17 protein-coding genes are annotated in these 21,044 nt (G+C 70.8%); 8 read left to right on the forward strand and 9 right to left on the reverse strand.

Annotation, left to right across the window (positions count from 1 at the left end; genetic code table 11):
* Nucleotides 1–23 precede the first annotated feature (23 nt).
* From ileS to EV292_RS02230, 3 genes are read left to right on the forward strand one after another with little or no spacing between them, the layout of a single operon-like run.
* Entirely contained in the window at nt 24–2,843 is a 2,820-nt protein-coding gene (gene ileS, locus EV292_RS02220) for an isoleucine--tRNA ligase (protein ID WP_132907543.1), read from the forward strand.
* Complete coding sequence (gene lspA, locus EV292_RS02225; RefSeq protein ID WP_243693559.1) at nt 2,840–3,352, forward strand: signal peptidase II; 513 nt, start codon at nt 2,840–2,842, stop codon at nt 3,350–3,352. Before ileS ends, lspA begins: the two co-directional genes overlap by 4 nt.
* Nucleotides 3,345–3,830, forward strand: coding sequence for a DUF3035 domain-containing protein (locus EV292_RS02230; protein ID WP_132907545.1), 486 nt, complete (start codon nt 3,345–3,347; stop codon nt 3,828–3,830). The genes lspA and EV292_RS02230 overlap by 8 nt, the downstream gene beginning before the upstream one ends.
* 298 nt (nt 3,831–4,128) lie before the next feature.
* Here the strand turns inward: EV292_RS02230 and metC are convergent, their stop codons facing one another.
* Nucleotides 4,129–5,322 (reverse strand): cystathionine beta-lyase, encoded by a 1,194-nt coding sequence (gene metC, locus EV292_RS02235; protein WP_132907546.1) that lies wholly within the window; start codon nt 5,320–5,322, stop codon nt 4,129–4,131.
* Nucleotides 5,319–6,167 (reverse strand): 3-mercaptopyruvate sulfurtransferase, encoded by an 849-nt coding sequence (gene sseA / locus EV292_RS02240; RefSeq protein WP_132907547.1) that lies wholly within the window; start codon nt 6,165–6,167, stop codon nt 5,319–5,321. The genes metC and sseA overlap by 4 nt, the downstream gene beginning before the upstream one ends.
* A gap of 74 nt (nt 6,168–6,241) precedes the next feature.
* On the opposite strand from sseA, the gene queF reads away from it, so the two are divergent.
* From queF to EV292_RS02255, 3 genes are all read left to right on the forward strand, one after another.
* The gene (gene queF, locus EV292_RS02245) at nt 6,242–6,688 is read left to right on the forward strand and encodes a preQ(1) synthase (protein ID WP_132907548.1); all 447 of its coding nucleotides are present in this window, start codon (nt 6,242–6,244) and stop codon (nt 6,686–6,688) included.
* A 123-nt stretch (nt 6,689–6,811) separates the two neighbouring features.
* Complete coding sequence (locus EV292_RS02250) at nt 6,812–9,085, forward strand: glycosyltransferase family 4 protein (protein WP_132907549.1); 2,274 nt, start codon at nt 6,812–6,814, stop codon at nt 9,083–9,085.
* 45 nt (nt 9,086–9,130) lie between these two features.
* The gene (locus tag EV292_RS02255; RefSeq protein ID WP_132907550.1) at nt 9,131–10,411 is read left to right on the forward strand and encodes a glycoside hydrolase family 130 protein; all 1,281 of its coding nucleotides are present in this window, start codon (nt 9,131–9,133) and stop codon (nt 10,409–10,411) included.
* Nucleotides 10,412–10,678: 267 nt separating this feature from the next.
* Here EV292_RS02255 and EV292_RS02260 read toward each other — a convergent pair whose 3' ends face one another.
* Complete coding sequence (locus EV292_RS02260) at nt 10,679–12,634, reverse strand: oligopeptide transporter, OPT family (RefSeq protein WP_243693560.1); 1,956 nt, start codon at nt 12,632–12,634, stop codon at nt 10,679–10,681.
* A gap of 450 nt (nt 12,635–13,084) precedes the next feature.
* On the opposite strand from EV292_RS02260, the gene EV292_RS02265 reads away from it, so the two are divergent.
* Complete coding sequence (locus EV292_RS02265; RefSeq protein ID WP_132907551.1) at nt 13,085–14,371, forward strand: homoserine dehydrogenase; 1,287 nt, start codon at nt 13,085–13,087, stop codon at nt 14,369–14,371.
* A gap of 138 nt (nt 14,372–14,509) precedes the next feature.
* Here the strand turns inward: EV292_RS02265 and EV292_RS02270 are convergent, their stop codons facing one another.
* From EV292_RS02270 to EV292_RS02285, 4 genes are all read right to left on the reverse strand, one after another.
* On the reverse strand, nt 14,510–14,998 hold the full coding sequence (locus tag EV292_RS02270; protein WP_132907552.1) for a hypothetical protein: 489 nt from the start codon (nt 14,996–14,998) through the stop codon (nt 14,510–14,512).
* Nucleotides 14,999–15,040: 42 nt separating this feature from the next.
* A complete protein-coding gene (locus EV292_RS02275; RefSeq protein WP_132907553.1) occupies nt 15,041–15,376 on the reverse strand; it encodes a DMT family protein in 336 nt (111 codons plus the stop codon).
* Between the two features lie 253 nt (nt 15,377–15,629).
* Complete coding sequence (locus EV292_RS02280; RefSeq protein ID WP_207913317.1) at nt 15,630–15,968, reverse strand: DNA primase; 339 nt, start codon at nt 15,966–15,968, stop codon at nt 15,630–15,632.
* A gap of 57 nt (nt 15,969–16,025) precedes the next feature.
* Nucleotides 16,026–17,264 (reverse strand): multidrug effflux MFS transporter, encoded by a 1,239-nt coding sequence (locus EV292_RS02285; RefSeq protein WP_132907554.1) that lies wholly within the window; start codon nt 17,262–17,264, stop codon nt 16,026–16,028.
* A gap of 108 nt (nt 17,265–17,372) precedes the next feature.
* Here EV292_RS02285 and EV292_RS02290 point away from each other — a divergent pair, with 108 nt between their 5' ends.
* Nucleotides 17,373–18,329 carry a 2-oxoglutarate and iron-dependent oxygenase domain-containing protein gene (locus EV292_RS02290; RefSeq protein ID WP_132907555.1) on the forward strand — a complete coding sequence of 319 codons (957 nt, stop codon included), beginning with the start codon at nt 17,373–17,375 and terminating at the stop codon, nt 18,327–18,329.
* A 234-nt stretch (nt 18,330–18,563) separates the two neighbouring features.
* On the opposite strand, the gene EV292_RS02295 is transcribed toward EV292_RS02290, so the two are convergent.
* On the reverse strand, nt 18,564–19,079 hold the full coding sequence (locus EV292_RS02295) for a phosphoribosyltransferase family protein (protein ID WP_132907556.1): 516 nt from the start codon (nt 19,077–19,079) through the stop codon (nt 18,564–18,566).
* Between the two features lie 309 nt (nt 19,080–19,388).
* A complete protein-coding gene (locus tag EV292_RS02300) occupies nt 19,389–21,023 on the reverse strand; it encodes a helicase HerA-like domain-containing protein (protein WP_132907557.1) in 1,635 nt (544 codons plus the stop codon).
* Between the last annotated feature and the right edge of the window lie 21 nt (nt 21,024–21,044).

Here is a 21,044-nt window from a genome sequence, read left to right on the forward strand (position 1 = left end):
GCGGCGCTAAGGCCATGCCCCACATGGCCGACGCACCCGACACGCCGCGCGACTGGCGCAACACCGTCTTCCTGCCGAAGACCGACTTCCCGATGAAGGCGGGGCTCGCGCAGAAGGAGCCCGCGATCCTCGACCGCTGGAAGCGGATCGGGCTGTACGATCGCCTGCGCGAGCAGCGCCAGGGGCGCGAGCGCTGGATCCTCCACGACGGCCCGCCCTACGCCAACGGCGACATCCACATGGGCCATGCGATGAACAAGGTGCTGAAGGACGTGATCGTCCGCAGCCGCTCGCTGATGGGCTATGACGCGCCCTACGTGCCCGGCTGGGACTGCCACGGCCTGCCGATCGAGTGGAAGGTCGAGGAGGCGTACCGCGCCAAGAAGCTCGACAAGGATCAGGTGCCGGTCGCGCAGTTCCGCGCCGAGTGCCGCGCCTATGCCGACAATTGGGTACAGATCCAGAAGGAGCAGTTCCAGCGGCTCGGCGTGATGGGCGACTGGGACAACCCCTATCTCACCATGCGCTACGAGGCCGAGGCGGTGATCGCGGGCGAGCTGCTCAAGTTCGCCGAGAGCGGCCAGCTCTATCGCGGCGCCAAGCCGGTGATGTGGAGCCCGGTGGAGAAGACTGCGCTGGCCGAGGCCGAGGTCGAGTATGAGGACGTGGTCTCGACCCAGATCGACGTCGGCTTCGAGGTGAGCGACTGCCCCGAATATCCGGGCCTCGCGGGCACGCTGGCGGTGATCTGGACGACCACGCCCTGGACGATCCCGGTCAACCAGGCGCTCGCCTATGGTTCGGCGATCGACTATCTCCAGTTCGAGCACGAGGGCCGGCGCTATCTCGTCGCCGAGCCGCTGCTGCCCGCCTTCACCAAGCGCACCGGCATCCCGATGGGCAAGATCGTCGCGCTGATCAAAGGCCCGGTGCTGGAGGGCGCGACCGCGCGCCACCCGATGCACCACCTCGGCGGCTTCTTCGCCACGCCGCGGCCGTTCCTCGAGGGCGAGTTCGTCACCACCGACGCCGGCACCGGGCTGGTCCACATGGCGCCCGATCACGGCGAGGACGACTTCCTGCTGTGCAAGGCCAACGGCATCGAGCCGGTGTTCGCGGTCGATGCCGCCGGCTTCTACCGCGCCGACTGGGCCTGGCTCGGCGGGCAGGGCAGCGTGATCAACAAGAAGTTCGTGGCGAGCGAGGGGCCGATCTGCACCGACCTGCGCGCGGCGGGCGCGCTGCTCGGCGCGAGCGACGACTTCCAGCACAGCTACCCGCACTCGTGGCGCTCCAAGGCGAAGGTGATCTTCCGCGCGACCCCGCAGTGGTTCATCCCGATGGACGTGGCGAGCGGCGCGGCGGCGGGTGACTCCGCCGGGGCCGGTACGGCGGACGGGGCCGAGCGTGGCAACGCCCCCACACTCCGCCAGCTCGCGCTCGACGCGATCGCGCGGACCCAGTGGGTGCCGCCGCGCGCGGAGAACCGCATCCGCTCGATGGTGGAAGGGCGCCCCGACTGGGTGATCAGCCGCCAGCGCGCCTGGGGCGTGCCGATCGCGCTGTACGTGAACCGCGCCACCGGCCAGTATCTCAACGATGCTGCCGTCAACGCGCGCATCGTCGCGGCCTTCCGCGACGGCGGCGCCGACGCCTGGTTCACCGCCGACCATCAGGTCCTTCTCGGCGAGGCGCATGACCTCGCCGACTATGAGCCGGTGAACGACATCCTCGACGTGTGGTTCGACTCAGGGTCGACCCACGCCTTCGTCGTCGAGGCCCGCTACGGGGAAGGCACGCGCGCCAACCTCTATATCGAGGGGTCGGACCAGCATCGCGGCTGGTTCCAATCGTCGCTGCTGGAGAGCTGCGGCACGCGCGGACGGGCGCCCTATGACGCGGTGCTCACCCACGGCTTCGCACTCGACGGCCAGGGCCGCAAGATGTCGAAGAGCCTCGGCAACGTCGTCGACCCGCTCAAGGTGATCGGCGAGTCGGGCGCGGATATCCTGCGGCTGTGGGCGGTGTCGACCGACTATTTCGACGATATCCGGATCGGCAAGGAGGTGCTCGCCACCGCCTCGGACTCCTACCGCAAGCTGCGCAACACCTTCCGCTACCTGCTCGGCGCGCTCGACGGTTTCGCCGAGGAGGAGCGCGTCCCCGTCGCCGAGATGCCCGAGCTGGAGCGCTACGTGCTCCACCTGCTCCACGCCCTCGACATGGAGCTGCGGGAGGCGGCGCGCGGCTTCGAGTTCAACCGCTACGTCCGCCTGCTCGCCGACTTCGCCAACGAGGACCTGTCGGCCTTCTTCTTCGACGTGCGCAAGGACTCGCTCTACTGCGACGCCGCCGACGACGTGAAGCGCCGCAGCTACCGCACCGTGCTCGACGTGCTGTTCCACGCGCTGGTGCGCTACGCCGCGCCGGTGCTGGTCTTCACCGCCGAGGAAGTGTGGCAGGCGCGCTTCCCCGACGAGGCGAGCTCGGTTCACTTCCTCGAGTGGCCGCTGCTGCCCGATCCGGCCGCCGAGGACCTCTCGGCGCGCTGGCAGGCGGTGCGCGCGCTGCGCGTCCGCGTCACCGAGGCGATCGAGCCGCTGCGCCGCGCGAAGACGGTGCGCTCCAGCCTCGAGGCGGAGGTGACCGTGCCCGACCTGCCGCTCGACGCCGCGCAGCTCGCCGAGGCATTCATCGTGGCGAAGGTGACGCCGGCCGATGGCGTCGACGTGACCCGGACCGACTATCACAAATGCGGCCGCTGCTGGCGGCACCTGCCCGAGGTGACGGTCGACGACGCGCTGTGCGACCGCTGCGCCGTGGTGGTGGGGGAGGGCGCGTGAGCCGGTCGCTGCCGCGCCTCGGGCTCGCGATCGCGCTCGTCGTCTTCGTCGTCGACCAGCTCGTCAAATGGGTCGTCACCGGCCCGCTCGCGATCGACTTCCTCGGCGCCTATCGCGAGATCCTGCCGATCTTCGACCTGCGCTTCACCAAGAACGAGGGTGTGTCGCTCGGCATGCTGCGCGCCGAGACCGACACGATGCGCTGGCTGCTCGTCGCCTTCACCGGCGCGATTGCGGTGGCGGTGGCGGTGTGGATGGTCCGCGAGGAGAAGACCGGCGAGCAGGCCGCGCTGGGGCTGGTGCTGGGCGGGGCGCTCGGCAACATCCTCGATCGCGTGCGGCTGGGCTATGTGGTGGACTTCGCCGACCTCCATTTCGGTGAGTGGCGGCCCTTCCTGGTCTTCAACGTCGCCGACGCCGCGATTACGATCGGCGTGCTGATTCTGCTGGTGCGCGCGCTCCTGATCCGCGAGAAGCGCCCCGATCCTTCGGAGAATGTCCATGCGTAAGTCTGTCGTCGCGGTGTCCGGTGTGGCGATGCTCGCCCTGCTCGCCGGCTGCGGCAAGCGCGGCTACGACCGCGCCCGCCCCGACGAGTTCGCGGTGGCGCGCCAGGCGCCGCTGATCATCCCGCCCGACTTCGCGCTGGTGCCGCCGCAGCCGGGCGCCGCGCGCACCCAGGGCAACAACCCGCAGGCGCAGGCGATCGACGCTTTGTTCGGCGGCCCGGCGCAGCGCAGCGCGGCCGAAGCCGGCGTGGTCGACCAGGCCGGCGGCACCGGCGCTGCGCCCGCTGGCATCCGCTCGGAGGCGGGCGACCCGAAGACGAACGTCGTCGACAAGGGCCAGACCACGCGCGACATCATCGCCGCGCCGCAGGGCGACGGCCAGGACGCGCGCGCGAGCGCGGGCGGCGCCGCGAGCGCACCGGCTGCGGCACCGGCGACGCCGGCGCGTGCCACGCCGACGACGACACCGCAGCAGTAAGGGCGCGGGGGCCGAGCCTCATCTCAACGCCGGGGCCGCGCATCTTGATGACGGGGCCGTGCTCCGGCGAACGCCGGAGCCCAGGGCCGCAGGAGTAACGCTCGTGGCTCTGGGCTCCTGCGTGCGCAGGAGCACGGGAGAGGTCGGGACGTTCGCGACCTCCGACCGTCATGCCGGGCCTGACCCGGCATCCATCGTGCCGCGAGCGTCGCAGCCGGCGTGTGAGCGGCACCATGGATCCCGGCTCAAGGCCGGGATGACGGGTATGAAGGTGACGCCTACTAGCCGCGCCTTACCTCTACCGTTCCATCACCCCGCGCCACGCCGCGAGCCCGCGCTCCAGGTCGGCGATCAGGTCGTCCGGATCCTCCAGCCCGATCTGCAGCCGCACCAGCGGCCCCTCGAACCCGCACACTGTCGCGCTGCGATGCCGCTGCGGGTCGATCGGCACCGCGAGGCTCTCGAACCCGCCCCAGCTATAGCCGATGCCGAAATGCTCGAGCGAGTCGATCAGCGCCGCGCGCGCCGCGTCGCTCCCCCCGGCGAGCACGAACGAGAACAGCCCCGACGCGCCCGCGAAGTCGCGCTGCCACAGCTCGTGCCCGGGGCACGACGGCAGCGCCGGGTGAAGTACCCGCGCCACCTCGGGCCGCGCCTCCAGCCAACGCGCCACGGTCAGCGCGCTACGCTCGTGCTGCGCCAGTCGCACCGCCATCGTGCGCAGCCCGCGGCTGCCGAGGAAAGCGTCGTCGGCGCTGATCACCTGACCGAGCTGGAAGCTGGTATCGCGCAGCGCCGCGAACCGCCCCGGCGCCGCGGTGACCGAGCCCATCATCACGTCCGAGTGGCCGCCGACATATTTGGTGCAGGCGAGCACCGAGTAATCGACGCCGAGCCCGATCACCGGGAACAGCAGCGGCGTCGCCCAGGTGTTGTCGATCACCGTCGCCACCCCGCGTGCCTTGGCCGCGGCGACGATCGCGGGCACGTCCTGCACCTCGAAGGTGAGGCTGCCGGGGCTCTCCATGAAGATCACGCGGGTGCGATCGCCGATCAGCTCGGCGATACCTGCGCCGATCAGCGGGTCATAGTAGCGGGTGGTGATGCCCATCCGCGCCAGCAGCTTGTCGGCGAGCGAGCGGGTCGGATCATAGGCGCTGTCGACCAGCAGCAGCTCGTCGCCGGGCGACAGCAGCGTCAGCAGGCAGGCCGCGATCGCCGCGACGCCCGAGGGATAGAGGAAGGTCGCCTCGGCGCCGGGCTCGAGCTCGGTGAGCGCGTCGGCGAGGCTCCACTGCGTCGGTGTGCCGCGGCGACCGTAGAACAGGCGGTGGTGCGTGTCGCGCGCGCCGGTCGCGCGCAGGTGCGCGACGTCGTTGTAGAGGATCGTCGAGGCCCGCCACACCGGCGTGTTGACGACGCCGCCAGTCCACTCGTCGCGGCGCCCGGTCTGGACGACGCGCGTGGCGGGCTTGACCGGCCGGTCGCTCATGCCGCCCCCGTCGCCTTGGGGGTGCTCGGGTCCGCGCCCCACTCGGTCCAGCTACCGTCATAGACCGCGGCGTCGCGCCCGAGCAGATGCGCGCCGAAGGCGAGCACGCTGGCGGTGATGCCCGAGCCGCAGGTCATGACCATCGGCCGGTCGAGGTCTACCCCGGCGTCGCGGAAGGCGGCGGCGAGTGCCTCGCCGCGCTTCCACCGGCCGTCCTCGTCGAACAGCCGCTTGTAGGGCAGGTTGCGCGCGCCGGGGATGTGGCCCGGGGCGACGCCCGCGCGCGGGTCCGGCTCCGCGCCGGTGAAGCGCGCCGCCGAGCGCGCGTCGACGATCTGCTCGCTCGCGTCCTGCTGGATCGCGCGCATCGCGGCGAGGTCGCGCAGCCCCGCCGTTCCAGCGCCGGCGTCGATCGCGCGCGGCGGCACCGCAGCGTCGCCCTGCTCCAGCGGGAGACCCGCCCGCTTCCACGCCGCCAGTCCGCCGTCGAGCAGCGCGACCCGATCGAAACCGAAGGCGCGCAGCATCACCCAGGCGCGCGCCGCGGTATGATGGGGCGCGTCGTCGTAGAGCACAATGCGCGTGGCGCGATCGATCCCGAGCCGGGCGGCGCGCGCGGCGAACTGCGCCGCGCCCGGCAGGGTCGAGGGCAGGTCGCTCGCCGCGTCGGAGAAGCCGGCGAGGTCCATGTAGAGCGCGCCCGGCACATGGCCGGCGCGATACTCGGCGGCGTGGTCGCGCGGCGGCTCGCCGGGCAGCAGCGCGTCGTAGCTGGCGTCGAGCACGCGCAGGTCGGGGGCGCCAAGCTGGTCGGCGAGCCATTCGGCGGAGACGAGTGGATCCATGTCCCTCTCATAGGCCGCGCGCGCGGTGCGGCAACAGGTCGCATTCCGCGCCGCGCGCGCCTATGTGCGCGCGCATGACCCCGATGCACCTTGGCCAGAACAGCTCGCTCCCCGCCTCGCCGCAGGAGGCGGTGCTCGACTATGTCCCCAACCCGCGCCCCGGCCAGACCTATCTGGTGCGCTTCACCCAGCCCGAGTTCACCTCGCTCTGCCCGGTAACGGGCCAGCCCGACTTCGCGCACCTCGTGCTCGACTATGTGCCCGGCGAGACGATCGTCGAATCCAAGTCGCTCAAGCTGTTCCTCGGCGCGTTCCGCAACCACGCCGCCTTCCATGAGGATTGTACCGTCGGCATCGGCCAGCGGCTGTACGAGGAGATGCGCCCGCGCTGGCTGCGCATCGGCGGCTATTGGTACCCGCGCGGCGGTATGCCGATCGACGTCTTCTGGCAGTCGGCCGCGCCGCCGGCCGACCTGTGGCTGCCCGATCAGGGCGTCGCTCCGTATCGCGGGCGCGGCTGATCCGGATCAGTCGGTTCGGGTCTCCCGCGGTGCAGCAAAACTGCAACCAATCCTTTCATGGCTGGTTCAGAAGAGAGGCACGGCGTCGCGTGGCGTCCGTGCTGCACCAGCGAAGGTATGAGGATGAATCAGTCGGCCGTTCCGCAGGACGTCAACCACATCGCGCTGATCGGCAATTTCCTGCCGCGACAGTGCGGCATCGCGACGTTCACGACCGACACCTACCAGGCACTGCGCGAGCGTTTCCCCGATACGCAGGTGGACGTCTACGCGATGGACGATCACCCGGGGCGCTATGCCTATCCCGAGGCGGTCACCGCCGCGATCCCGCAGCACGACCTCTCCGCCTATGTCGCCACCGCGCGGCGGATCGAGGCGAGTGGGGCGCAGGTGCTGTGGCTCCAGCACGAGTACGGCATCTTCGGCGGCGAGGCGGGCGGCCATATCTTCGCGCTGCTCGACCGGCTGACGATCCCGCTGATCGTGACGCTCCACACCGTGCTGGAGAAGCCCAGCACGGCCGAGCGCACCGTGCTGGAAGGGCTGCTGCGGCGCGCCGCCAAGGTGATCGTGATGGCCGAGCGCGGCCGCGAGATCCTCGAGCGCGTCTACGGCGCCAGCCCCAAGTCGATCGCGGTGATCCCGCACGGCGTGCCCGACCGGCCGTTCGCCGAGCCGGACGCGTTCAAACCGCGCTTCGGCTGGGACGGCAAGCGCGTGATCCTCACCTTCGGCCTTCTCGCGCCGGGCAAGGGGATCGAGACGATCGTCGAGGCCATGCCCGCGGTGGTCGAGAAGAACCCCGACGCGATGTACATCGTGCTGGGCGCGACCCATCCCAATCTGGTCGCGCACGAGGGCGAGAAGTATCGCGACTCGCTCAAGGCGCGCGCGGCCGAGCTCGGCGTCGGCGACAATGTCGCCTTCATCGACGCCTTCGTCGATCACGACGAGCTGATCGACCATCTTCAGGCGGCGGATATCTATGCCACGCCGTATCTCAACCCGGCTCAGATCACGAGCGGCACGCTCAGCTACGCCGTCGGCGTCGGCAAGGCGGTGATCTCGACGCCCTATGTCCACGCCACTGAGATCCTGGCGGACGGGCACGGGGTGCTGGTCGATTTCCGCGATAGCGCCGCCTTCGCGCGCGAGATCAACAATCTTCTGGGCAGCGCCCGCAACCTCGGACGTCTGTCCTCGCGTGCCTATGCGCGTGGCCGCACGATGATCTGGCCTCGTGTAGTGGAGCAAGCAATGGACGAGATCGCGACGAGTATCGCGACCCAGCCGCGGCGCCTCCGCGGCGGCGGCGAGACCGACACAAAGGTGTTGCCTCCCGAGATCGCCGCGGTCGAGCGGATGAGTGACTCGACCGGCATGTTGCAGCACTCGATCTACTCGGTGCCCGACCGCCGCCACGGCTATTGCATCGATGACAACGCGCGCGCGCTGATGCTGATGAGCGCCGTCCCCGAGCTCGACGCGGCAACGCGCGACAAGTGGATGACGATCTACGCCTCGTTCGTGCAATATGCCTGGAACCCAGAGGCGCGGCGCTTCCGCAACTTCATGAACTTCGACCGCACCTGGTGCGAGGACGTCGGCTCCGAGGACTCGAACGGCCGCACGTTGTGGGCACTGGGCGTCACCGCGCGCGACGCGCACGAGGCCAAGCACCGCGACTGGGCGCGCGCGATGTTCGACTCGACCGCGACGCTCGCGCTCGAGCTGGAGAGCCCGCGCGCGCAGGCCTTCGCGATGCTGGGCGCCGCGGCGATGTTGGAGGCCTCGCCGCGCCACGAGCTGGCGACGCAGATCCTGCGCCGCTTCCCCGATGAGCATCTCAAGCTGCTCGATGCGGCGCGCCGGCCCGAATGGGGCTGGTTCGAGATCGTGCTCGCCTATGACAATGCGCGCCTGCCCGAGGCGATGCTGCGCGCCGGCATCGCGCTCCAGCGGCCCGACCTGATCGCCTGCGGCATCGACACGCTGGAGTGGATCGTCGCCAAGCAGACCGCGCCCGAGGGCCATTTCCGCGCGGTGGGTTCGGAGAGCTTCGGCCGCGTCTACGCCGACCCGCTGCCGTTCGACCAGCAGCCGCTCGAGGCACAGGCCACGATCGACGCCTGCGCCGCGGCGTTCGACGCGACGGGGGACGCGCGCTGGTACGACGAGGCGAAGCGTGCCTACGACTGGTATCTCGGCGTCAACGACCTCGACCTCCCGCTGGCGACGCAGCGCGACGGCGGCTGTTTCGACGGGCTGATGCCGACCGGGCTCAACCGCAACCAGGGTGCCGAGTCGATCCTGGCGCTGCAAATGGCCTCGTGCGCGATTTCGGGGCTTTCAATCCGCGCCGGAAAAGTGGCAGGGACGCAGCGCGACGTCGCCTGAGCGGCATCGCGCGCGTACCGTCGTTCACTAAGACGAGGCTGGTCCTTGGAGCTGTTCAACCACCGGCTGCGTCTGCATGCCGACCCGTCGCGCGTCGTGGTGCGGCCCTTCCACATCGGCTGGATCGCCAACGCCAATGGCGTCAGCCGCTCGGAGCGGCTGATCGCCGAGGTGCTCGACATGCCGCCGCAGGAGGCGCGCGATCAGCTCGACCTCGTGCTCAAGGACTTCGAGGCGCGCCACTGGCAGACCCGCCGCGTGTTCATGACCCGCTATGACGAGATCGCGGCGGCGCACGGGCTCGACGGCAGCCGCATCAGCGACGAAAAGCGCCAGCTGATCGGCGCCTATTTCTGCCACGAATACAGCTATGCCGCCGCGGCGCTGATGAACCCCAGCGCGGTGCCGCATCCCGACCAGAGCGGGATGGAGGACGGCGCGCAACGCATCCTGATGAGCCTGCGCGCGGTGGGCGAGGGGCATATCTCCTCCGTCGCCTTCCGCGAGGGCATCATCACCTCGGAGAACGAACTCAAGCTCGCCCCCGAGCCGCCCTTCGCCACCGCCACCGACGCGATCGGCACCGACGAGGAAGCGCCGCCGACCGGGCCGGTGACGGTTTACCGGCACCGCGACAGCACGCTGTCGGGCACGGTGATCTTCCCGATCACCGACGCGCAGTCGAAAGGATTGGAGGACCTGCGCCTCGTCCATTTCGAGCATGACGACGGCAGCGTCGAGTGGCTCGGCACCTATACCGCCTACAATGGCGCGACGATCCAGTCCGAGCTGCTGCGCACGCGCGACTTCCGCGCCTTCGATCTCGTGCCGATGACGGGCAGCGCGGCGCGCAACAAGGGCATCGCGCTGTTCCCGCGCAAGGTCGGCGGCCAGTATCTCTCGATCGGGCGGCAGGACGGCGAGAATCTCTACCTGCTCAAGACCGACGACCTCACCCATTGGGACGAGGGCGAGCTGATCCTCAAGCCGGTCTTCCCCTGGGAGTTCGTCCAGATTGGCAATTGCGGGCCGCCGATCGAGATCGACGAGGGCTGGCTGCTGCTGACCCACGGCGTCGGCGCGATGCGCAAATATTCCATCGGCGCGGCCTTGCTCGACAAGGACAATCCCGCGCGGGTGATCGGCCGCACGCGCTCACCGATCCTCGCCGCCGCGGACCAGGACCGCGAAGGCTATGTGCCCAACGTGGTCTACACCTGCGGCGCGATGAAGCACGGCGACAAATTGTTCATGCCCTATGGCATTGCCGACAGCTCGGTGGGTTTCGCCTTCGTCTCGATCAGCGAGCTGCTCGACAAGATGTGAGGAGCGGGGACGGGGGCGGGAGCGGAACACGCCTCTCGCTCCCCTTCCCGTCATCCCGGCTCAAGGCGGCACCTTGGCGAAAGTCGCAGAACGCTTCTCATCTTCCGTCATCCCGGACTTGTTCCGGGATCCACTTCACCGCGAGAGCAACCCGCGACGCGTTCGCGGGACGCTGGATCCCGGAACAAGTCCGGGATGACGAAGGGGAGGCGCGGGATGACGAAGCGAGGCGCAGGCCCCGCTGACGCCCGGCTGACGCCGTGACCCTCACCCCACCGCCAATCGGCGCGTCCGCCGGTACAGCCCCCAGGTCACCGCTGCGAACAGCAGCGTCCCCGCCACCAGCGCGGCCTGCTCGTGCCCGCTCACCAGCGCGAGCGGCGAGTCGGTGCCGCTCTCGTAGACGATCCCCGCGAACACCACGTTCCACAGGCTCTCGCCCACGATCATCCCGGTCGCGGTGAGCACACCGAGCCGCTTCGACGCCTCCGCGTCAGCCGTCCGCTCGGCCCAGCCATCATAGAAGTGACCGATCAGCGCGCCGATCACCACGGTCAGCGTCGCCGACATCGGCAGATAGATGCCGAGCCCGACCCCGAGCGGGGGCAACCGCAGTCGCCCCGCGCGCCCGAGCGCCTCGTCGAGCAGCACGAACACGCCGCCCGCCGCCGCACCCCAGCCGATCATGGTCCAGTTGAGGTCGCCGCCCAGCACCCCCTGCGCCAGCGCGGAGATCAGCGCCGCCTGCGGTGCGGCCAGCGCGTTCGGCCCCGCGCCCGGCATGCCGGCAAAACCGAACGAGGTGTAGAGCAGCTGCATCACCGGCGGCACCACCAAAGAGCCGAAGCAGACGCCGATCACCAGCGCGACCTGCTGCTTCCACGGTGTCGCGCCGACCAGCTGGCCGGTCTTGAGGTCCTGCAGATTGTCGTTCGAGATGGTGGCGATGCCGAATACGATGCCGGTGACGATCAGCGCATAGGCGACCAGCGCCGCGGTCTCGTCCGCGGCGCCGCCGCGCCCGAACCAGCCCGCCAGCAGCGCCGCCGCGGCGAGCACCGAGAGGATGCCGATCCCCGACACGGGCGAGTTGGACGCGCCGATCAGCCCCGCCATATAGCCGCACACCGCCGCGATCACGAGCCCGACCACCAGGACGAAGAGCAGGCTGCCGACGATCAGCAGCCACTCGCTGCCTGCCAGCGGCCCGCCGCTGATCACCGCGTGGAGCAGCAGCGCGATCGGCACCAGCGTCGCCAGCGTGCCGGCCGCGACGACCCAGAAGGGCAGATCCTGCTCCTCCACCGCCATGCCCGCCCCCCGCGAGGCGCCGAGCGAGGCGCGCAGGCCCGCGGCTACCGGCGCGGCGATGCGGATCAGCGTCCAGATCGCGGCGACGCCGATCACGCCCGCGCCGAAGAAGCGCACGTCGGTGCGGAATACGCCATTGGCCCAGGCGGCGACGTCGCCCGCCTGCGGCGCCATCGCGGTGAGGATCGGCAGCACCAGCCACCAGCCAACCGCGACGCCGAGCAGGATCGCCATGCCCGCCGACAGCCCGATCAGATGCCCCGCGCCGAGCAGCGCGAAGGACAGCCCGCCGGTAACCCCGGTCGCGCCTCCGCCGACGCGGAAGAAGGTCGCCGCCTCGGCCGCGATCAGCCGCGTCTGGGTGAGGATGGCGAAGGCGGCGGAGGCGAGCGTGCTGCCGAGGATGGCGGTGAGCCCGCGCGCGCTCTCGCTGCTGCCGCTGCGGCTCTCCTCGCCGACCTTGAGCACCTCCGCCGCGGCGCGCCCCTCGGGATAGGGCAGCGGCGTGTCGACCACGAGCGCGCGGCGCAGCGGCACCGAGAACATCACGCCGAGGATTCCGCCGGTGGCGGTGATCGCCGCGGTGGTGAGGAAGGGGAAGCCCTGCCAATAGCCGATCATCACCAGCCCGGGCAGCACGAAGATGATCGCCGCCAGCGTGCCCGCGGCCGAGGCGACGGTCTGCACGATGTTGTTCTCGAGGATCGAGGCGCCGCGGAAGGCGCGCAGCACCGCCATCGAGATCACCGCGGCGGGGATCGAGGTGGCGAAGGTCAGCCCGATCTTGAGCCCGAGATACACGTTGGCGGCGGTGAACAGCAGCGTGATGACGCCGCCGAGCAGGATGCCGCGCAGCGTGAGTTCGGTGATGGGCGGCGAGGGCCGCGGCATGTCGGAGGGACGGTGATCCATCGCGTGACCGTGGCACAGCCACGGGTCGGAGGACAGAGGGCGGCAGATGCTGGCGCACACCGATGTGAGTAAGAGGATCGAGGAGTTGCGCGATCGCGCCCGTGCTCGCCCGCCGGGAGGGAGCGGTCCACCCGCCGCTCCCCCCGCTGCGCGTGCCGGTCCGACCGGCTGCATCCCATCCTGCCCGCGTGATTATGATTGTGAAGCTGTGCGGCGATTCGGACCCTATCCCACGCCGGCGCCAAAAAAAAGGCCGGGCAAAGCCCGGCCGGGAAGTTTTTAGGAGAGGATGCCTGAAAGGCACGGCTTTTGTGCATCGCACCACGGAATGACGCAAGTGCAATAATTCCAAACTCAGTTGCATTAACCGCAATCGTCGGGGGCGGGCGGCGCTGCTCGACAGCGTCGGCGCGACCGCCTAGCACCCTGGCGCGAAAGGGAGGCCGAGGGATGGCGCAGGTGTTGCGAGTGGCGTTGGCGGGGCTGGGGACGGTCGGCGGCGGGGTGATCCGCGTGCTCGACGCCAACCGCGATCTGATCGCGCGCCGCGCCGGGCGCCCGATCGAGGTGGTCGCGGTCTCCGCGCGCGACCGCAGCAAGGACCGCGGCGTCGACCTGTCGCGCTTCGACTGGGTCGACGACACCGCCGCGCTCGCCGCGGCCGAGGCGGACGTGGTGGTCGAGCTGATCGGTGGCGCCGACGGGCCCGCGCTGACGCTGGCGCGCCGCGCGCTCGGCGCCGGTCGCCACGTCGTCACCGCGAACAAGGCGATGCTCGCGCATCACGGGCTCGAGCTGGCCCGGGCCGCCGAAGGCAGCGGCGCCGCGCTCAAGTTCGAGGCCGCGGTCGCCGGCGGCATCCCCGTGATCAAGGGGCTGCGCGAGGGCGCCGCCGCCAACGCGATCGCGCGGGTCTATGGCATCCTCAACGGCACGTGCAATTTCATCCTCTCCAAGATGGAGGCGGAGGGGCGCGACTTCGCCGAGGTGCTCGCCGAGGCGCAGGCGCTGGGCTATGCCGAGGCCGACCCGTCGTTCGACATCGACGGCGTCGACGCGGCGCACAAGCTCTCCATCCTCGCCAGCCTCGCATTCGGCACCGCGCCTGCCTTCACGCAGGTCGCCGCGAGCGGCATCCGTCATCTGCTCGCCGCCGACATCGCCGAGGCGGCGGCGCTGGGCTATCGCGTGCGGCTGGTAGGAGTCGCCGAGGCCGATGCCGCGGGGCTTTTCCAGCGGGTCCACGCGCATCTGGTGCGCGCCGACCACCCGCTCGCCCACGTGACCGGCGCGACCAACGCGGTGGTGGCGGAGGGCAATTTCGTTGGCCGGCTGCTGTTCCAGGGCGCCGGCGCGGGCGAGGGGCCGACCGCGAGCGCGGTGGTGGCCGATCTGATCGACATCGCCCGCGGCGAGTTCGGTCCGCCCTTCGCCATGCCCGCCGCGGCGCTGACCGAGGCGGCGCCTGCGCCCGCGGGGGAGCGGCGCGGCCGCGCCTATCTCCGCTTCGCGGTGGCGGATCGCGTCGGGGTGCTCGCCGAGATCGCGGCGGCGATGCGCGACGCGGGCGTGTCGATCGAGAGCCTGATCCAGCGCGGCGCGCTCGCCGACGGCAGCGTCCTGGTCGCGATCGTCACCCACGAGGGGCCGGAACGCTGCGTCGCCGCCGCGCTCGAGCGGCTGCGCGGGTCGCAGAGCCTGCAGGGCGAGCCGCTGTGGATGCATATCCTGGACTGACGTGATCGCCCGTGCCGACGGGCGATCATCCGGAAGTCAGCAGCGACCGGCTGGTGCCGCGGCGACGCCACCGGCGCTGCTTTCCGCCACGACCGCGATCGTCAGCGCGCTACCCTCGTGCCTGACCGGCGCTGATCGTCACGGCCGCACATGGCCGCTCAGATCGGGTTCGTCGAGGTCGATCGCGACCCGCTCGCGTCGCGCCGGCTTGCTCTTGAACAATCCGGCGGCGTCGCGCGCGAGCAGGCCGACATCGGTGGCCTCGCCCGGTGCCTCGCAGCAGCTGCGCGGCGCGACCAATTTCTGGATCCCGCGTACCACGGCGGTGCCCATGCCGAGCAGATCGACTCCGGTCGTACAGCCCCATTGCGTCGCACCGCACGGCGTCGCCACGGCGCGCGCGGCGCCGATGCCGGTGAGGTCGCGGTTGACCGGGGTCGCGCCGGTCGGGGCGGCTTCGGCGGGCAGCGGCAGCGACTGGTCCGGCAACGCATCGGCGCAGACCACCACCTCGCCCTCGCGGCGCTCGCGCGTGCAGCGCTGGTCCGCGACGGGGACGAGGATCGAGATGCGCTCGGGCGGCGCCGCCGAAGGCGCGGCCGCCTGCAGGGCGAGAAACAGCAGCATATGCAGGGAGGGTGAGCGGGTCCCCGATCGCGGTCAACCCGGCTATTTGCCTACGAACATGAAAGCGGCGGCGCCGATCAGGCAGGCGAAGGCGCCGGCGTAGCGCCAGCTCAGCGGCTCCTTGAGCACGAACACCGCGAACACCGCGAACACCGCGAGCGTGATCACTTCCTGGGTCACCTTGAGCTGGCCGCCGCTCCAGCCGTGCGCATAGCCCAGTCGGTTGGCCGGTACGGCGAGGCAATATTCGAAGAAGGCGATCGACCAGCTCAGCAGCACCACGATCCAGAGCGGCTTCTCCATGCCGCCCTTGAGGTGCCAGTACCAGGCGACGGTCATGAAGCAGTTCGACGCGACGAGCAGCGCCAGCGTGGGCATGGAAGGATCCGTTCAGTCGAAGGGGCAGCGGCGCGCCGCGCCGTCGCGGTGGGCGAGGAGACGCGACAGGCGCGCGGCGGTGACGGATGCGCCGCCCGTCGCGTGCTTCGGCGCCAGACGGAGACAAAGCAGGCGAGCGCGCATCATCATCCATGTAGCCCGTGCGACCGCGCCGCGGAAGCCGCACGAGCGAACCACGTTCCCCGCGCCCGACCGCGCACCGCGCGCGCGGCCCGGTCGCGGTCGGCCGCGCTCAGGGGTTCAGCGCGATGTCGTCGCGGTCGTCGAGCTCGTCGTCGTCGACGCTGCCGTCGTCGAACTCGTCCTGCACCTCGTCCTCGTCGACGTCTGCCTCGTCCTGGTCGGTATCGCCGTCCTGCTCCGCGACCTCGCCGTCGACCATCTCGAGCTCGTCCTCGTTCTCGCTCTCGTCGTCCTCGCCGGTGTCAGGGTCGAGGTCGGTGATGATCGTGCCGTCGCTCGGGCCGTCGCGCGTCGCCTCGAGGATCTCGGCACGCTGGCTCTCGTCGTAGCCGTCCTCGTCATAGCCGTCGTCGCCGGGACCCTGACCGTGGATATGCTGCCCGCCCATGCCGATCTCCTCATCTACGATGCCGGGACGAACGGCAGGCGAGGGCGCGCGGTTCCGTCAGCGCGCCGCGAACAGCCGCCCGCGCTCGGTCACCAGCACGATCGCCAGCGCGGCGACGCCGGCGCACAGGAAGCCGGCGTTGAGCGGCACCGTCGTGCCGTCGAAATGCTGGCCGATCATGGCGCCGATCGCGGCGCCCAATGTCACGCTGGTGAAGCCCTGCACGCTCGACGCGGTGCCGGCGATATGCCCCATCTTCTCCATCGCCATCGCCGAGAAATTCGAGCTGGAGAGGCCGAAACAGCCCATCGCCACCGCCTGCAACACCGCGAAGCCGACCAGCGTCTCGTGCCCGTTCAGCGCCAGCAGCAGGTGCAGCCCGGAGACCAGGATCAGCGTCACCACCGCGGCATGGCCGAGTTGACGCGTGCCGACTCGCATCACCAGCCGCGCGTTGGCGAGATTGGCCACCGCCATCGTCCCCGCGGTGGTGGCGAAGATCAGCAGCAGCAGCCGCGGCCGCCCGAACACGTCCGCCATCACCTGCTGGATCGAGTTGATATAGCCGTATAGCGCGCCCATCAGCCCGGTCGCGGCGAGCGTGTAGCCGAGCGACCAGCGGTCGCTGAGCGTCAGCTTCCACCCCGCGGCGAGCCGCGCCGGCGAGAAGGGATGGCGGTCCTCGGCATGGAGCGTCTCGGGCATCCGGACCGCGAACCAGGCGAGCACCAGCAACGTCGCGCCGCCGACCGCCCAGAAGATGTCGCGCCAGCCGCCGAACAGCAGGACCACCGTGCCGAAGCCGGGCGCCAGCACGGGGACGATCATGAAGACGATGAAGGTCATCGACATCACCCGCGCCATCGCGCGCCCCTCGAAACAGTCGCGCACGATCGCCACCGTCGTCACCCGCGCCGCCGCGATCGCCAGCCCGGCGGCCACGCGCGCGGCGAGCAGCAGCGCGAAGCTGCCCGCCAGCGCGCAGAGCGCGTTCGCCACGGCATAGACCGCCAGCGCGGCGAGCAGCGAGCGCCGCCGCCCGAACCGGTCCGCGAGCGGGCCGTGGAGCAACTGCCCCGCGCCGAACGCGATCAGGAAGGCGCCGATGACATACTGCCGCTCGTTCGCCCCCGGTGCGCCCAGCGCCGCGCCGATCGTCGGCAGCGCGGGCAGCATCGAGTCGATCCCCAGCGCGGTCAGCGCCATCAGCGCCGCGATCAGCGCGACGAACTCGGGCAGCGGGATCGGCGGCGCGGCGACGGGGGGCGCGAGGGGCGGGGCGGGGGGCGTCGACATGCCGCGCGGCTTAGGTGGCGGTCGCCGCGCTGTCACCTCGCCGCGCGCGGGTAGCAACCCGGATCGGGAAGGTTTATTGCCCGGCGATCAACCGATTGGACCGACGTCATGCTCGATACCCCCGCCGCCGCGGTGCCCACGCTCAGCCTCGCCGACCAGGACCGCGACCCCGACGGCTTCGCCGCCGCGCTGGGCGGGTCGTTCGAGCGCTTCGGCTTCGCCATCGTCGCCGACCATGGCGTGCCGCAGGATCTGATCGAGCGCGCCTGGGCCGAGACCGCGGCGCTGTTCGCGCTGCCGGAACAGGAGAAGCGCGGCTATCACGTCCCCGGCGCGGGCGGGGCGCGCGGCTACACGCCGTTCAAGACCGAGATCGCCAAGGACGCCCGCCACGTCGATCTGAAGGAATTCTGGCACGTCGGGCGCGAGCTGCCGGCGGGGCATCGCTATGCCGCGGACATGCCCGCCAACGTCTGGCCGGCGCGGCCGGAGGGGTTCAAGGACACGTTCCTCGCGCTGTTCGAGGCGTTCGACCGCGCCGGCGACCGGCTGCTGTCGGCGATCGCGCGCCATCTCGGGCTCGCGCCGGACTGGTTCGACCCGGCGGTGCGCGACGGCAATTCGGTGCTGCGCCTGCTCCATTACCCGCCGATCCCGGCCGACGCCGAGGGCGTGCGCGCGGGTGCGCACGAGGACATCAACCTGATCACTTTGCTGCTCGGCGCCGAGGAGGCGGGGCTGGAGCTGCTCGAGCGCGACAGCGGGCGCTGGCTCGCGATCAAGCCGCCGGCGGGGGCGATGGTGGTCAATGTCGGCGACATGCTGCAGCGGCTGACCAACCACGTGCTGCCCTCGACCACGCACCGCGTCGTCAACCCGCCGCCCGAGCGCCGCGGCCACTCGCGCTACTCGATGCCCTTCTTCCTGCACCCCGCGCCCGACTTCCTGATCGAGACGCTGCCGCAGACGATCAACGCGGCGAACCCGGATCGCTATCCGACGCCGATCACCGCCAACGGCTATCTCCACGAGCGGCTGGTCGAGATCGGGCTGATCAAGAAATAGCGAAGGGCAGGCGGCCGATCGTCGACGGGGAGGCGCGTCGTCCCCTTCATCCTGGCGTCATCCTGAACTCGTTTCAGGATCCAGGGCGCCGCAAGCCCAGCGGCGGGGGCGCCTGCGGACCCGTGGATCCTGAAACAAGTTCAGGATGACGCTGGGAGGGAAGCGTTCACTCCTGTCGCGAGCGAGCGACGGCGAGTTCAACCGCTCGGCGCTCCAACTCGTGTATTCCCACCCTCAGGCGATCCGCTCGGGGCGCTCCGCGGCGTCGGCGGCGATCGCGCTGTCCGGCGCCATCGCCTCCCAGGGAAAGACGAACCAGTCCTTGGTCACCGCGCGGTCGATCACGCGCGCGGCATAATCGACCCGCTGCGCGGAGCCGATATTGTCGATCAGCGTGGCGAAGCGGACGCTGCCCTCGGCCGCGCCGGCGCGCGCGAGCATCGCACGCAGGTGGCCGATGGTGCGGCCCGAATCGTTGATGTCGTCGACGAACAGCAGCGGCTCGCCCGCGCGGGTCCGCGCCGCCAGCCGCTCGATCGCGTCGACGGCGAGCGCCTCCGACTGGGAGGAATAATCCACCGCCAGCATCGGCAGCCCGGTGGCGTGGCTGAGATAGACCGCGGGGATCAGCCCGCCGCGACCGATGCCGATCAGATGCGCCGGCGCCCAGTCGGCGGCGGCGAGCGAGTCGGCCAGCGCGCGGACGGCGGCGACGAGGTCGGCGTGGGTGATGGCGGTGTAGGTCGGCATCGCGGGCGTGTAGCGCCGATGGCGCGCGCGGGCGAGAGGGCTGGCGCGACGCCCGTACCTCTTGCACCGCCCCGGCGGACGCGGGACCTTTCCAACAACCTCCCGTCATCCCGGACTTGTTCCGGGATCCACCGCCCCGCGAACTTATCGCGCGTTGCTCTCGCGGTGGAGTGGATCCCGGAACACGTCCGGGATGACGGGAGACGGGTACGTTCCGCGACGAGCGGAGAGGTTCTGCGTGTCTGCCGGGGTGGAAGTTCTCTGATGGGGCGTAGCGGAGTGAAACGCCGCCCGATCATCTCTCCCCGCTCACCGCCGCAGCAATCCCCCGAGCACCCCACGCACCACCGAGCCGAGCAGCCCGCCCGACGCACCGCCGCCGCGCCGCCCGCCGCCGAGCACCGCCTTGGTCACCTCGTTCGCCACCGTCCGTCCCAGCGCCGACGACGCCGAGCGCGTCGCCGAGGTCATCGCGCGGTTCCACGGGTCGTTGGCGCGCTCGCGTTCTTCGGCGCGCTGGCTGCGCTCGGCCTCGCGCTGCGCCGCGACCCGCTCGCGCGCCTGCCGCGCCTCCTCCTTGGCCTGGAGCGCGGCGGCCTTGCTCGCCTCGTCCTGCGCGGTCGCGGCGGCCCGCGCGGCGGCGGCCTCCTGCGTCTTGGCCGAGAGCAGCTCCTCCGCCGACTCGCGGTTCACCAGCGCGTCGTAGCGGTCGCCGACCGCGTCGGTGGCGAGCAGCACCTTGCGCTCCTCGGGCGTCACCGGCCCGACGCGGCTCGCCGGCGGCCGCACCAACGTACGCTCGACCGGGCTGGGCGACCCGTCGGCCTGGAGCAGCGACACCAGCGCCTCACCGGTCCTGAGCTCGGTGATCGCCGCCGCGACATCGATCCCGGGATTGGCGCGGAAGGTCTGCGCCGCCGCCTGCACCGCTTTCTGGTCGCGCGGGGTGAAGGCGTTGAGCTTGTGCTGCACGCGGTTGCCGAGCTGGCCCGCGACCTTGTCGGGGATGTCGATCGGGTTCTGCGTGATGAAATAGACGCCCACCCCCTTGGAGCGGATCAGCCGCACCACCTGCTCGATCTTGTCGAGCAGTGCGTCGGGCGCGTCGTCGAAGAGCAGATGCGCCTCGTCGAAGAAGAAGCACAATTTGGGTTTGTCGAGATCGCCCACCTCGGGCAGCTGCTCGAACAACTCGCTCAGCAGCCACAGCAGGAAGGTGGAGTAGAGCCGCGGCGCCGCCATCAACTTGTCGGCGGCGAGCACGTTGACGATGCCCTGGCCCTGATCGTCGTGGCCGAGCAGGTCGCCCAGCTCGAGCGCGGGCTCGCCGAAGAAATGGGTCGCGCCCTGGCTGCGCAGCTGGAGCAGCGAGCGCTGGATCGCGCCGACCGACTGTTTGGAGACATTGCCCCAGCGCGCGGTCAGCTCCTGCGCGCGCTCGGCGCAATGCGCCAGCACCGCCTGGAGGTCGTCGAGGTCGAGCAGCAGCAGATGCTCCTCGTCGGCGAGCTGGAAGGCGATCGTCAGCACGCCTTCCTGCACCTCGTTGAGCCCCATCAGCCGCGCGAGCAGCAGCGGCCCCATCTCGCTCACCGTGGTACGTACCGGGTGGCCCTGCTCGCCGAACAGGTCCCAGAATTGCACCGGACAGGCGGCATAGGACCAGTCGGTCAGCCCGATCTCGGCGGCGCGCGCGGCGAAGGCGGCGTGGGTCTTGGCGGTCGCGGCGCCGGGCATGGCGAGGCCGGAGAGATCGCCCTTCACGTCGGCGACGAAGCAGGCGACGCCGGCGCGCGAGAAACCCTCGACGATGCCCTGGAGCGTGACGGTCTTGCCGGTGCCGGTCGCGCCCGCGATCAGGCCGTGGCGGTTGGCGCGTGCGAGCTGGAGCCATTGCGGCTGCGCCCCGCCCGCGTTCGCGCCGATGAAGATGCCGTCCGCCAAGGTTCCGCTCCTGCCGCTGGT

This window comes from Sphingomonas sp. BK235 (genome assembly GCF_004345855.1).
Classification (GTDB): domain Bacteria; phylum Pseudomonadota; class Alphaproteobacteria; order Sphingomonadales; family Sphingomonadaceae; genus Sphingomonas.